At 30.7% G+C, this 12,687-nt stretch carries 15 protein-coding genes; 13 read left to right on the forward strand and 2 right to left on the reverse strand.

The genetic code is table 11. The annotated features are described in order from the left end of the window. On the forward strand, positions 1-504 hold the full coding sequence (locus tag Q361_RS10165; protein ID WP_103726626.1) for a DUF2231 domain-containing protein: 504 nt from the start codon (positions 1-3) through the stop codon (positions 502-504). Positions 505-701: 197 nt separating this feature from the next. Then, a complete protein-coding gene (ygiD, locus tag Q361_RS10170; protein WP_211290375.1) occupies positions 702-1,538 on the forward strand; it encodes a 4,5-DOPA-extradiol-dioxygenase in 837 nt (278 codons plus the stop codon). Positions 1,539-1,901: 363 nt separating this feature from the next. Here ygiD and Q361_RS10175 read toward each other — a convergent pair whose 3' ends face one another. Next, positions 1,902-2,957, reverse strand: a complete 1,056-nt coding sequence (locus tag Q361_RS10175; RefSeq protein WP_103726628.1) for a M28 family metallopeptidase — start codon at positions 2,955-2,957, stop codon at positions 1,902-1,904. Between the two features lie 2 nt (positions 2,958-2,959). Beyond that, positions 2,960-4,015, reverse strand: coding sequence for a DUF3667 domain-containing protein (locus tag Q361_RS10180; RefSeq protein WP_103726629.1), 1,056 nt, complete (start codon positions 4,013-4,015; stop codon positions 2,960-2,962). Positions 4,016-4,090: 75 nt separating this feature from the next. Between Q361_RS10180 and Q361_RS10185 the strand changes: the two genes are divergently transcribed. The 11 genes from Q361_RS10185 to Q361_RS10235 all read left to right on the forward strand — a co-directional run bounded on the left by Q361_RS10185 (position 4,091) and on the right by Q361_RS10235 (position 12,682). Further along, positions 4,091-4,555, forward strand: coding sequence for a DUF1801 domain-containing protein (locus tag Q361_RS10185; RefSeq protein ID WP_103726630.1), 465 nt, complete (start codon positions 4,091-4,093; stop codon positions 4,553-4,555). Positions 4,556-4,557: 2 nt separating this feature from the next. Then, positions 4,558-5,199 (forward strand): Crp/Fnr family transcriptional regulator, encoded by a 642-nt coding sequence (locus Q361_RS10190; protein WP_103726631.1) that lies wholly within the window; start codon positions 4,558-4,560, stop codon positions 5,197-5,199. Between the two features lie 56 nt (positions 5,200-5,255). Continuing rightward, positions 5,256-6,053: a sulfite exporter TauE/SafE family protein gene (locus Q361_RS10195; protein ID WP_103726632.1), complete on the forward strand. Its 798-nt coding sequence runs from the start codon at positions 5,256-5,258 to the stop codon at positions 6,051-6,053. 89 nt (positions 6,054-6,142) lie between these two features. Further along, a complete protein-coding gene (locus Q361_RS10200) occupies positions 6,143-7,567 on the forward strand; it encodes an MBL fold metallo-hydrolase (protein ID WP_103726633.1) in 1,425 nt (474 codons plus the stop codon). A gap of 123 nt (positions 7,568-7,690) precedes the next feature. Next, positions 7,691-9,097 carry an MBL fold metallo-hydrolase gene (locus Q361_RS10205; RefSeq protein ID WP_103726634.1) on the forward strand — a complete coding sequence of 469 codons (1,407 nt, stop codon included), beginning with the start codon at positions 7,691-7,693 and terminating at the stop codon, positions 9,095-9,097. A 10-nt stretch (positions 9,098-9,107) separates the two neighbouring features. Further along, positions 9,108-9,314: a hypothetical protein gene (locus Q361_RS10210; RefSeq protein WP_103726635.1), complete on the forward strand. Its 207-nt coding sequence runs from the start codon at positions 9,108-9,110 to the stop codon at positions 9,312-9,314. Beyond that, positions 9,304-9,606: a thioredoxin gene (trxA, locus tag Q361_RS10215; RefSeq protein WP_103726636.1), complete on the forward strand. Its 303-nt coding sequence runs from the start codon at positions 9,304-9,306 to the stop codon at positions 9,604-9,606. Before Q361_RS10210 ends, trxA begins: the two co-directional genes overlap by 11 nt. After that, complete coding sequence (locus Q361_RS10220; protein WP_103726637.1) at positions 9,607-9,810, forward strand: DUF6132 family protein; 204 nt, start codon at positions 9,607-9,609, stop codon at positions 9,808-9,810. A 54-nt stretch (positions 9,811-9,864) separates the two neighbouring features. Then, entirely contained in the window at positions 9,865-10,461 is a 597-nt protein-coding gene (locus Q361_RS10225; RefSeq protein ID WP_103726638.1) for a TetR/AcrR family transcriptional regulator, read from the forward strand. Next, complete coding sequence (locus Q361_RS10230) at positions 10,454-11,686, forward strand: TolC family protein (RefSeq protein ID WP_103726690.1); 1,233 nt, start codon at positions 10,454-10,456, stop codon at positions 11,684-11,686. Before Q361_RS10225 ends, Q361_RS10230 begins: the two co-directional genes overlap by 8 nt. Positions 11,687-11,791: 105 nt before the next feature. Beyond that, positions 11,792-12,682: an HlyD family secretion protein gene (locus tag Q361_RS10235; RefSeq protein ID WP_103726639.1), complete on the forward strand. Its 891-nt coding sequence runs from the start codon at positions 11,792-11,794 to the stop codon at positions 12,680-12,682. The last annotated feature ends 5 nt before the right edge of the window (positions 12,683-12,687 follow it).

The raw sequence follows: 12,687 nt of genomic DNA on the forward strand, positions 1-12,687 counted from the left end.
ATGAATGAAGCGCATTTACACATGGTAGTTAATCATTTTCCAATTATAGGAATGATTTTAGGATTAATAATTCTTTTAGGAGGATTATTCTTAAAAAATAATACAGTTAAAAATGTTTCTTATTTTTTAATTATTATAGCAGCAGTATTTTCGGCAATAAGTATGGCTACTGGTGAAGGAGCAGAAGAACTTGTAGAAAATATGCCCGAAGTTGGTAAAAAAATTATTCATATACACGAAGAAGCTACAGAAAAATTTGCTATAGTAGCCTATTTGTCTGGAATTGCATCGTTAATAGGTCTTTATATGAATATAAAACAAAAAGCAAAGGCAAACTTAGTTTCGTATGTAGTTGTAGTCTTAGCAGTAGTAGCAGCTTTTTTATCGAAGTCAGTTGGCACAACAGGTGGTGAAGTTCGTCATACAGAGATAAGAGAAAATGGTACTTCAAATCAACAAATGAATACTTCGAGTGAACACGAAGATAATGAACATGAAGAGTAAATAAATTATACATATCACCGTATTATATTAGGATTAATTTTATACAAAAATCTAGCAGATTTTCTATAATCTGTTAGATTTTTAATTTTAATATTTTTAATCATTTACGATGCAGATTTATATAAATTTGTTTTACTTAATTTTATAAGCAAATGCACCGAAAACGATTTATTCAATTAACTTTAGGAGGAATTATTATGTCTGGTTTAGAACCATTATTTAGTTTATCAAAATCTTTAAAAGAAGAAGATTATACTTTGCCAGCCTACTTTATTGGTCACGGTTCTCCTATGAATGGTATAGAAAATAATGTGTTTTCTCAATCGTGGGCACAAATAGGTAAAGAATATCCCACACCCAATGCCGTATTGGTCGTTTCGGCACATTGGCTTACTAGGGGAACTTATATTACGGCTATGGAACACCCAAAAACAATACACGATTTTGGTGGATTTCCCCAGAAACTGTTTGATGTACAATATCCAGCACCGGGCAATCCAAGTTTAGCTCTCGACACTACCAAATTGGTTACTTCTACCAAAGTAGAACTAGATCATGAATGGGGTTTGGATCATGGAGTGTGGACTGTAGTAAGACATATGTATCCAGATGCTAACATTCCTGTATTACAACTTAGTATAGATTATGGAAAACCAGCTCAATTTCATTATGATTTGGGTAAAGAATTGCTAGCATTAAGAAAAAAAGGAGTATTGGTAATAGGTAGCGGTAATATGGTACACAATCTTGGAGCCGTAGCTTGGGATAAACTCAATGAACCCGAATATGGTTATGATTGGGCAATAGAAATGAATACTGTTTTTAAAGATAAAATAAGTAAAGGCGATGTAAAGTCGTTAATAGAGTATACAAAATTGCACAAAGCTTCATCATTGGCTATTCCTACACCAGATCATTACTTCCCATTATTATACACTTTAGGATTGCAAGCCCAAAAAGACACGATAACATTCTTTAACGACAAAGCTGTAGGAGGTTCGCTAACAATGACTTCAGTAAAAATAGGGTTGTAATAGTTTGAAGAATTTTTGGATTAATATTAAAAAATTATCTCAAAAAAAAAATTCACCGTGAATAGATTACTAATTTAGTTTTTATGTTTTTCCTTAATTTGGTAACTAAATGAATTACATTACTCGATTTTTTAACATTAATTTTTAAACTACTTTCTTTTTTTAAAATTAGAAACGGATTCATCATATAGTCAACTACAACTTTTGCATTATAACGTTGCTTATAGTGTAAAATTCACTACTTAATTGTTTAAAGAATTTTACAAGTGTATATAACTTTTTTTGAGTTTTTATTGATAAGATTATTTTATTGAAATCGAGTAAAATAAATTTATCTTAAAGATTTAAAATATTTTATCAATACTAGTTTTTATCGGTTGTTAGTTTATCAACTTTTAGTTTTTCTGGTCTATTGGCAATTTCCCATACAATAGCCAAAGCAAATTTTGTTCTTTTTTCTAAGGCGTCAAATTCTATCTTATCAACATCGTCTGTTGGTTTGTGGTAATCTTCGTGCGTACCATTAAATAAAAATACAGAGGGAATATTATGTTTAGCAAAATTGTAATGATCAGAACGATAATAAAATTTATTAGGATCTTTTTTATCATTATACTTATAGTCTATTGTAGTATTGATGTATTTTTTATTCATATCTTCACATACTTGATATAATTCTGACGATAGATAATCAGAACCTATTAAATAGATATAATTATTAGAATTTTGATGAAAGTTATCTCTTCTTCCTATCATATCAATATTTACATCGGCAACAGTATTTGATAATTCATAAACCGGATTTTCAGAATAGTAGCGAGAACCATGTAAGCCATGTTCTTCGCCTGTTACATGTAAAATAAGTACTGAACGTTTAGGGCCACGTCCTTCTTTTTTTGCTTTTTGTAAAGCTTGTGCAATTTCAATAAGCGCTACAGTACCTGAACCGTCATCGTCTGCACCATTGTATACTTCACCATTTTTTACACCAACATGGTCATAGTGCGCAGATAAGACTACAATTTCGTTTGGTTTTTCGGTACCTTCTATAAAAGCCATTATATTTTCAGAATCGGGCAAACCTTCATTCTTTTTTGCATTGAGAAATGCAGCAGGAACAGTTTGGTAGTAACTTCCTAATTTTGTAGGCGCTGGTATTCCAAACTTTTTATATTGTTCTACTAAATAGTTTCCAGCTTTTTTTTGTCCTTGACTTCCAGTTTCTCTTCCTTGCATATCATCTGAGGCGATAATTGTAAGATGTTCTTTAAGCTCGGTGGCAGTAATAGTATTGAGATATTCACGAAGGTTTACAGCCGTATTTTTATTTTTGTCTGAGCTTATTCCTTGAGAAGATTTACAAGAAATAATAGAGACTACTACTCCTAAAACAATTATGTATTTACTTAGTTTAAGCATAATTAGTGGATATTAATGAACGAATAAATAACGAGAGCAATCACTATAAATAGTATTAAAAAGAAATTAATAAATAACAACGCCAGCGATTTAAAAAATGAAACAGTTCTTGATTCTCCATAAAAACGATGGTGCGCAGGAAAGAAATAATAGAAAGTCCAAATAAATAAACCGAAGTTAATTATCACTACTAAACTAGTAAAAAACCAATTATCAAAATATGAAAATATATAACCTATTAATACACTTAGTAATATCATTAATAATAAAAATGAAAAATAATGAAGCGTAAATATACCATGATCAAAATAGTACCATTTCTTTTTACCATGAAATAACCATAATGCAAAGGCAAATAAAGGCATGTATAGAAATAAGCTTTTTGGAATATTATGTGTTAAACTTTCAAAGAATTTATCTTTTATTTCTTTATTGGTATACTTTTGATGAATTGGAATAGATTTTTTCAAAAACCAATATTCAAGAGCATTGAATTTTTCAGGATGTAAATTTCTATCCTTTTCTAACTCTTCAATCGTTTTATAATCGGTATTAAAAAAATGACCATCGCCATATTTTTCTTTTTTTAACTCTTTAGCCGTTTTTAGTTCGAGTAGTAACGAGTCGGCTTCTTTTTTTCCAATTTCGCCACTTTTTTGTAATTCAATAATTTGTTTTTCAACAGATGATAGCGTTTCTTTTTCTGGTTTTGATTTTTCTAATTCATGTTCTTCGGTAGTGCTATCTAGTATATTTATGGTTAAAAAAGTAACAAAACTTATAAAAATATACAGTCGAATAGGAGCCAAATACGACATTCTTTTTCCAGAGAGATATTCTTTGGTAAGAGATGCAGGTTTTGTAATAAGATTTTTTATGGTTTTCCAAAAAGCATTTTCATAATGCGTTAAATCTTCAAAAAAATGAATAAAAAGTTCATAAAAGCTTTTTCTAGAATCTATATTTTCTTGTCCGCAATTGCTACAATATCTTTTTTCTACTACATGATTGCAATTTAAACAAGTTTTATCGGTTCTAAGTTTATTTTTTCCAGACATATATTAATGTGTTTTTTGAAGTTGCTAAACTATTAAAAAAAATAATAGTATTTTTGTTTTACAAAGAAGACCTATATGAAACAAAATAATGTAGAAGAAATTACCCAGTATATTCAGGCATTAGAACCCGATAGAAAACAAGCTTTTGAAAAGCTTAGAAATCTATGTGTAGAGAATTTACCACAAGGGTTTGAAGAAGGCTTTACCTACAATATGTTAGCCTATTTTGTTCCAAAATCTATGTACCCAGCAGGTTATCATTGCGATAGTTCTTTGCCATTACCTTTTATTAATATAGCTTCACAAAAAAACTTTATAGCGCTTTATCATATGGGGTTGTACGCTAATGAAGATATTAAAAATTGGTTTGAAACAGAATATCCAAAACATTCCAAATATAAATTGGATATGGGTAAAAGTTGTATTCGTTTTAAAAAAATGGACGATATTCCATATACTTTGATAGCCGAATTACTTACAAAATTCACCGTTGAAAGTTGGATAACTACTTATGAATCAAATTTTCGAAATACAAAATAAGTATGAATATTAAAGAAATTTTACAAGAAAGTTACGGTCATATTTTTGAAGAAAAATTAATTGATGAAATAGCTCATGTATCATTATTAAGAGATTTTGAAGAAGGAGATGTGCTTATCGATTTTGGCGATTACATAAAAAAAATGCCAATTTTGGTTCATGGTGCTATTAAAATATTACGAGAAGATTTTGATGAAGGTGAATTACTTTTATATTTTATAGAAAAAGGGGATACTTGTGCTATGTCTATGGCTTGCTGTATGGGTGATAAGCGCAGCGAAATTCGTGCGGTTGCAGAGACCAGTGGTCAAGTAGTAATGATACCCGTGAGCAATATAGAAGAGTGGATGGGTAAATACAAAAGTTGGCGCAATTATGTATTTAATAGCTATAATAATAGGTTAAAAGAAATGCTTTCTGCTATAGATAGTCTTGCATTTTTGAATATGGACGATAGATTACTTAATTATTTGTATGATAAAGCAAAAATAAATAAGAGTAATCAAATTCAAAGTACGCATCAAGAAATTGCTTACGACTTGCACACCTCTAGAGTTGTTGTTTCTAGATTACTCAAGGCATTGGAAAACGACGGTAAAATTAGACTCCACAGAGCATCAATCGAATTGCTAAACCGTAAGTAACAAATATTACAAATATTATTGCTCAGTACGGTTATTTTTACCTCAAATATAGGTGTATGTATACAACGCAAATAATAGGCTATTTACTAGCAGTATTTATAGGTATAAGTCTTGGGCTTTTAGGAAGTGGAGGTTCTATATTATCGGTGCCTATTTTTGTATATGTGTTTAAAATAGAACCAGTTTTGGCTACAACATATTCATTGTTTGTAGTTGGAATTACCGCTTTGTTTGCTGGCATTCAAAAAGCCTTGCAAAAATTGGTAGATTTTAACAAAGTAGTTTTATTTGGTATTCCAACAATAGCAAGTGTATTGTTTACTCGAAAAATTATCGTAGCACATATTCCTAAATATATTACGATATACCCAGAATATAGTGTATCAAAATCAATGCTAATTATGCTTGTATTTGCTGTAGTTATGTTTTTTGCAGCATTGCAAATGATACGTCCTTTACAAATCACAAAAGAAAAAGAAACTCAATCATCATACGTACTCATAATTTTTTATGGTTTATTAATTGGTGCGATAGCTGGCTTTGTAGGAGCTGGTGGCGGGTTTCTTATTATTCCGGCGTTGTTATTACTTGCCAAAACACCCATGAAAATAGCTGTAGGCACATCGCTATTTATTGTTGCTCTACAATCACTTATGGGTTTTTTAGGAGATGTTTCGTCTTCGAATATCGATTGGAAATTATTACTTCAGTTTACCTCTTTTGCTTTTTTTGGGGTGTTTATTGGGAATAAATTATCTTACAAAATCCCTGCAAATACCTTAAAAGTTTACTTTGGTTATTTTATTATAGTAATGGCTATATTTATAGTTTTTAAAGAGGTTGTTCTTGCTTAAATAATTGATTTTTAGTAGTTTTTAAAACTTGATATTTGTCATGTTAATAGAACTTTCAAGATGTTAATTTTGAAAAAAATACGATCATTATGAAAATAGAACAAATATACACAGGATGTATTGCTGAAGCAGCTTATTATATAGTTTCTGAAGGAGAAGCAACCATTGTAGATCCGTTACGAGAAACCCAACCTTATATAGAAAGATTACAACGAGATAATGTAAAGCTCAAATACATCTTTGAAACTCATTTTCATGCCGATTTTGTTTCAGGTCATGTCGATTTAGCCAAACAAACAGGCGCAACTATAGTATATGGGCCTACAACCATGAAAACAGGTTTTGAAATGTATGTTGGCACAGATGAAGAAATTTTTGAATTAGGTTCATCAAAAATAAAATTAATACACACACCAGGGCACACGTTGGAAAGTTCTTGTTTTTTATTAATTAATGAAAAAGGTATAGAAGAAGGTATCATTACAGGAGATACTTTATTTATAGGTGATGTTGGCCGACCCGATTTAGCCCAACATGTAATCGCAGATTTAACGCAAGATAAGTTGGCAAGATTACTCTATCATTCTTTGAGAAATAAATTAATGCCACTTTCAGATGATTTAATTGTATATCCTAATCATGGAGCAGGTAGTGCTTGTGGTAAAAACATGAGTAAAGAAACTACCGATACACTTGGCAATCAAAAGAAAACCAATTACGCCTTAAATCCAAATTTGAGCGAAGATGATTTTGTACTAGCCTTGCTTACAGGTTTAACAATGCCACCACAATATTTTCCTAAAAATGTTTTAATGAATATCAATGGTTACGAAAGTTTAGATACCATAATGCACCGTGCACACAAACCTTACGATGCTAAATCTTTTGAAATTGTTGCCAATGAAACTAGAGCATTAATTTTAGACACCCGAAGAGCAGAAGAATTTGCCAAAGGTTTTATACCTAATAGTATTAATATTGGGTTAGAAGGAAATTTTGCCTCTTGGGTAGGCGAACTTATTTTTGATCTTAATCAAAAAATTCTCATTGTTGCCGAAGATAATAGTAAAGTAGACGAGGCTATTATCCGTCTTTCTAGAGTAGGCTACGACCACGCTATTGGGTATTTAGACGGTGGATTCAAATCTTGGAAAAATAGTGATCGCGAAATAGATAGAGTACAAAGAATTACTGCTCAAGAACTCGAAAGAAAATATAAAACAGAGCCTAATTTAAAATTAATCGATGTTCGAAAATCTAGCGAGTACGAATCTGAGCATATAGAAGGATCGCTTAATATTCCACTAAATGTACTTTCAAGTCGCTTATCAGAATTATCAAAAACAGAGCCTTTTATAGTATATTGTTTAGGAGGCTATCGTAGCATGATAGCAGCATCTATATTAAAACAAAAAGGATTTGATAATTTTGTAGATGTAGAAGGCGGTTTCAATGAAATAAAAAAAACAGCTCTACCAAAATCAGATTATGTTTGCCCTACAACATTGTTATAATTAGGTAATCCGTTTTATAAAATTCTTAAAGCATCTTTCGAGATGCTTTTCTATTTGTTAAAATGTAACAAACGTTGCTTACTATATTGTAAAAACTGACTACTTTTACTTAAAATTTTAAACATGGTTATAGAACAAATATATACAGGTTGTTTAGCTCAGGGTGCTTATTATATAGAATCGAATGGAGAAGTTGCAATAATAGATCCGTTGCGAGAGGTACAACCTTATTTAGATAAAGTAAAACAAAATAATGCTACAATAAAATATATTTTTGAAACTCATTTTCATGCCGATTTTGTTAGCGGACATGTTTCTTTGGCGCATAAAACAGGAGCTAAAATTATATATGGGCCTACGGCTAAACCGAGCTTTGAATCGTACATAGCCAAAGATAACGAGGTTTTTACCTTAGGAGATATTACAATAACCTGCCTACATACTCCCGGACATACTATGGAGAGTTCTTGTTATTTATTAAAAGACAAAACAGGTAAAAATTACGCTTTATTTAGTGGAGACACCTTATTTTTAGGCGATGTTGGTCGCCCAGATTTGGCTCAAAAAGCGGCAAATATGACTCAAGAAGAATTAGCAGGTCTTTTATACGATAGTCTTCGTAATAAAATTATGCCATTAGAAGACGATGTTATTGTTTATCCAGCACATGGAGCAGGTAGCGCATGTGGTAAAAATTTAAGCAAAGAGACCGTTGGTACTTTGGGAGAACAAAAAAATACCAACTATGCTCTAAGAACCGATATGACTAAAGATGAGTTTATAAAAGAAGTAACCGATGGTTTATTACCACCACCCGCTTATTTCCCTATGAATGTGCAACTCAATAAGCAAGGTTATGATGATGTGTATACTATTGTAGAAAAAGCATCAGCATTCAACTCAGATGATTTTGAGAATATAGCCAACGAAACAAATGCGCTTATTTTGGACGTTAGACACCAAGATGAATTTGAAGAAGGACATATTCCAAACTCAATTTTTATTGGTCTTTCTGGCGGATTTGCTCCTTGGGTGGGTGCGCTTATTTTAGATTATAAACAACCAATACTATTAGTTACACCAAAAGGTAAAGAAGAAGAAACCATTATTCGTTTGTCGCGAGTAGGTTATGATAACACAATAGGTTACCTTGATGGAGGTTTTGAAACTTGGAAAAAATCGGGTAAAGAATATGATACCATAACTTCTGTAACCGCTACTCAATTGGCTCAAAAATGGCATGAAAACCCGTTAGTATTTGATGTGAGAAAACCAGGTGAGTATCAATCGGAGCACATTGAAAATGTTTCTTCTACACCTTTGGATTTTATAAACGATTTTGTTGCAGAATTTCCAAAAGAAAAACCATTTTATTTGCATTGTGCAGGAGGTTATCGCTCTATGATAGCGGCATCAATATTAAAATCTAGAGGATATCACAATGTTATAAATGTACTAGGAGGTTTCTCGGCATTAAAACAAACCGAAATACCTGTTACAAATTATGTATGTCCATCTACTTTAAAATAATCTAATTATTATGAAAACAATTTTATTTTCCAATTGGCATATCATGCGTATCATTCGCTTAGCCTTTGCCATTTTTTTGTTTTTTCAGGCTTATACTACCCACGAATGGTTTTTTATTGTGTTTGGTTTGTTTTTCTTGTTTCAAGCATTATTTAATGTAGGATGTAGTACAAATTCATGTGGTGTAAATTATAAACAAAAAGAAAATGAAAAGTAGTTTTGGCGATTTAATAAATTCAGAAAAACCTGTATTGATTGATTTTTTTGCAACTTGGTGTGGCCCTTGTCAAATGTTAGGACCTATACTTAAACAAGTAAAAGATAGTTTAGGCGATAGAATAACAATACTTAAAATTGATGTAGATCAAAACCAAGAGATAGCTTCGAGTTACCAAGTACGCGGTGTGCCTACTATGATGCTCTTTCAAAATGGTCAAATGTTGTGTAGACAATCGGGTGTTTTATCAAAAGAAGATATTATTCAAGTAATAGTAGACAAATCAATATAAATGAAATACATTTCAAAAAATATTATTTTAGCTTTTGTAGGAATATTTGTAGGTGCTTTATGCGGTTACTTGTATTATAAATATGTTGGATGCGCCTCGGGTACATGTGCTATTACTTCAAAACCAGTAAATAGTACACTTTATGGTGCATTAATGGGTGGATTGTTATTTAGTTTGTTTTCTGATAATAAAAATAAAAAATAGAGTAATCTATTTTTTTGTATATTTGCTAACCAAATGGTTAAACTAAAAAGTTAAATGACAACCGAAGAAAAAATTTTTCAAGCCGCTCAAAAAATATTTGAAAAAAAAGGATACGCAGGTGCTAGAATGCAAGAAATTGCCAATGAAGCGGGAATAAATAAAGCAATGTTACATTATTTTTTTAGAAGTAAAGAACAGTTATTTGAAGCCGTTTTTTTGAACGCATTCTATAAAATAGCTCCAAAAATGAATATAATATTCATGTCTGAAATGTCTCTTTTTGATAAAATTCGAAGTTTTACAGATGAATACATATCGTTTATAGTTCACAATCAATATTTGCCGGCTTTTATTATACAAGAAATGAATAACAACCCCGATTTTGTTCAAAAAGTACTTCAAAATGAAAATGCTCCTAAGCCTACAGTATTATTTAAACAAATAGAAACCGAAATTGCTCAAGGAATTATTAAGCCTATAAATCCGAAACAATTACTATTAAATATTTTTTCAATGACTGTTTTTCCGTTTGCAGCCCCTATGTTGGTTAAGGGCTTGTTACAAATTTCTCAAGAAGAATTTAATACGCTTATGCACGAACGAAAAACACTTATTGCCGAACAAATTATAAATGCAATTAAAAATGAATAAAATAGTAGCTTTACTTCTGTTTTTTACTTCAGTAGTATATTCACAAAATATTTCTTTGCTCGAATGTTATCAATTGGCAGAAAAAAATTATCCATTGGCACAACAAATTTCGTTATTAGACCAAAAAAATAATTTTGATACAAAAGCATTGTCAAAAAATAAGTTACCAAAAATAGATGTAAATGCTCAAGTTACATATCAGTCGGAAGTAACAATGATGCCTATTTCATTGCCAAATGTATCTATCAGTCCGCTTAATAAAGATCAATATAGAACTACGCTAGATGTAACACAATTAATTTACAACGGAGGACTTACAGATGCTAGCATCAAATCAAAAGCAGCACAAACAGCATCACAAAAACAATCTGTGCTTGTAAACTTGTATCAATTAAAGCCAAAAATAAATCAGTATTATTTTACAGTTTTACTTTATCAAGAAAAAATAGAATTACTCAAAGCAAAACAACAGTTGTTACTTTCAAAAATAAAAGAGATAAAAGTAGCCGTAAAAAATGGAGCTGTTTTACCCGCATCTGAACAAGTTTTGGAAGTAGAAAATATAAAAATAGATCAGCAAATTACAGACTTTCAAACAGAAAAATTAAAGAATATTTCAAATTTATCACAAGTATTGGGTGCAAAAATTGCTGACGATGCAAAGTTTCAATACGAATTTTCAGAAATAACAAGTACAAGACCTGAATATGAGTATTTTAATTTGAAAAATAAAGAAATTGAGTTGTCCAAACAAGTTTTAGACAAATCTAGATTGCCAAAAATAAATGCTTTTGCACAATTGGGTTATGGAAATCCAGCTTTAAATATGCTTAAAAATTCATTTGAGAGTTTCTATTATACAGGAATAAAATTAAACTGGAACCTATTTGATTGGAATAAAATCAAAATTGAAAAACAAAGTCTTCTTATTAATTCTCAAATCATAGAAACTGAAAAAGAAGTCTTTGATTTAAATAAAAATGCACAACGTAAAGAGACCGAACTCGAAATACAAAAATTAAAGTCTTTTCTTCAACAAGATCAAGATATTATTGCTCTTCGAGAAAAGATACTTAAAAGCGCCGATGCTCAAATGCGTAATGGAGTAATTACTTCTGCCGATTATTTGGTAGAAGCAACGAATCTTTTTGAAGCAAAAACAAACGAAAAATTACATAAAGTACAACTTTATTTAGCTCAAGCTAATTATCAAATAATAAAATAAATACATATCTATGAAATCGCCATTATCAACAAGTTTGTGTAAGCAAACACCTATGATTAAAAAGGCGATACCATAGGTTACCATTAAAAAATAAAATTTAAACATATGAAAAAGCTTACAAAAAATATAATTTATTTAACCTTATTTCTAGCTATTTTTTCTTGTTCTAAAAAAAATGAAAAGGCAGATGGTTATGGAAACTTTGAGGCTACAGAAATTACAATTTCTTCAGAATCTAGCGGAAAAATAACAAAAATAATTCCAGCAGAAGGCGACTTTGTTAAAAAAAACCAACTATTGGCAGTAATAGATACTACACAATTGTATTACATAAAACAACAATTGCTGGCAACAAAAAATACTGTATCTTCAAAAACGGAGTATGTAGCGACACAAGTTGAGGTTTTAAAACAGCAGTTAAAAACGGCTCAAATAGAACAAAGTAGAGTTGTAGCTATGTATCGTGAAAATGCTGCAACCAAAAGACAAGTAGATGAAATTGATGGAAAAGTAAAAGTCATTTTAGAGCAAATTAAAAACGCAAAAACCCAAAACACACCCATTGCGACCGAAGTTAAATCGGTAGACGTGCAAATAGAAAAAATAAACGATCAGATAAAAAAAAGTAGCATTTATAGTCCAATTTCGGCAACGGTATTAACCAAATATGTAGAGCAAGGAGAAGTTACGGCTTTTGGTAAACCTCTTTTTAAACTAGCAGATATATCAAAATTGGAACTTCGAGTTTATGTAAGCGAAAAACAATTGTCGAATATTAGAATAGGACAAAAAGTTACTGTAAAAGTCGATACAGAAAATAGTATGAAACCGTATCAAGGAACAATATCTTGGATTTCTTCTCAAGCGGAATTTACCCCAAAAGTAATTCAAACCAAAGAAGAGCGTGTAAATTTAGTCTATGCTGTAAAAGTAACCGTAAAAAACGATGGCTATTTAAAAATAGGAATGCCCGCAGAAATGTGGCTTAAACAATAAATAAT

The sequence above is a fragment of the Flavobacterium croceum DSM 17960 genome (assembly GCF_002917885.1).
GTDB classification, from domain to species: Bacteria; Bacteroidota; Bacteroidia; order Flavobacteriales; family Flavobacteriaceae; genus Flavobacterium; species Flavobacterium croceum.

What these genes read in the sequence shown, in the direction of transcription:
- Q361_RS10230 (WP_103726690.1), top strand. Translation starts at nt 10,454, where the DNA reads ATGAATAAAATAGTAGCTTTACTTCTGTTTTTTACTTCAGTAGTATAT.
- Q361_RS10180 (WP_103726629.1), bottom strand. Translation starts at nt 4,015, where the DNA reads ATGTCTGGAAAAAATAAACTTAGAACCGATAAAACTTGTTTAAATTGC.
- Q361_RS10185 (WP_103726630.1), top strand. Translation starts at nt 4,091, where the DNA reads ATGAAACAAAATAATGTAGAAGAAATTACCCAGTATATTCAGGCATTA.
- Q361_RS10175 (WP_103726628.1), bottom strand. Translation starts at nt 2,957, where the DNA reads ATGCTTAAACTAAGTAAATACATAATTGTTTTAGGAGTAGTAGTCTCT.
- trxA (WP_103726636.1), top strand. Translation starts at nt 9,304, where the DNA reads ATGAAAAGTAGTTTTGGCGATTTAATAAATTCAGAAAAACCTGTATTG.
- Q361_RS10235 (WP_103726639.1), top strand. Translation starts at nt 11,792, where the DNA reads ATGAAAAAGCTTACAAAAAATATAATTTATTTAACCTTATTTCTAGCT.
- Q361_RS10210 (WP_103726635.1), top strand. Translation starts at nt 9,108, where the DNA reads ATGAAAACAATTTTATTTTCCAATTGGCATATCATGCGTATCATTCGC.
- Q361_RS10195 (WP_103726632.1), top strand. Translation starts at nt 5,256, where the DNA reads ATGTATACAACGCAAATAATAGGCTATTTACTAGCAGTATTTATAGGT.
- Q361_RS10190 (WP_103726631.1), top strand. Translation starts at nt 4,558, where the DNA reads ATGAATATTAAAGAAATTTTACAAGAAAGTTACGGTCATATTTTTGAA.
- Q361_RS10200 (WP_103726633.1), top strand. Translation starts at nt 6,143, where the DNA reads ATGAAAATAGAACAAATATACACAGGATGTATTGCTGAAGCAGCTTAT.
- Q361_RS10165 (WP_103726626.1), top strand. Translation starts at nt 1, where the DNA reads ATGAATGAAGCGCATTTACACATGGTAGTTAATCATTTTCCAATTATA.
- Q361_RS10225 (WP_103726638.1), top strand. Translation starts at nt 9,865, where the DNA reads ATGACAACCGAAGAAAAAATTTTTCAAGCCGCTCAAAAAATATTTGAA.
- Q361_RS10220 (WP_103726637.1), top strand. Translation starts at nt 9,607, where the DNA reads ATGAAATACATTTCAAAAAATATTATTTTAGCTTTTGTAGGAATATTT.
- ygiD (WP_211290375.1), top strand. Translation starts at nt 702, where the DNA reads ATGTCTGGTTTAGAACCATTATTTAGTTTATCAAAATCTTTAAAAGAA.
- Q361_RS10205 (WP_103726634.1), top strand. Translation starts at nt 7,691, where the DNA reads ATGGTTATAGAACAAATATATACAGGTTGTTTAGCTCAGGGTGCTTAT.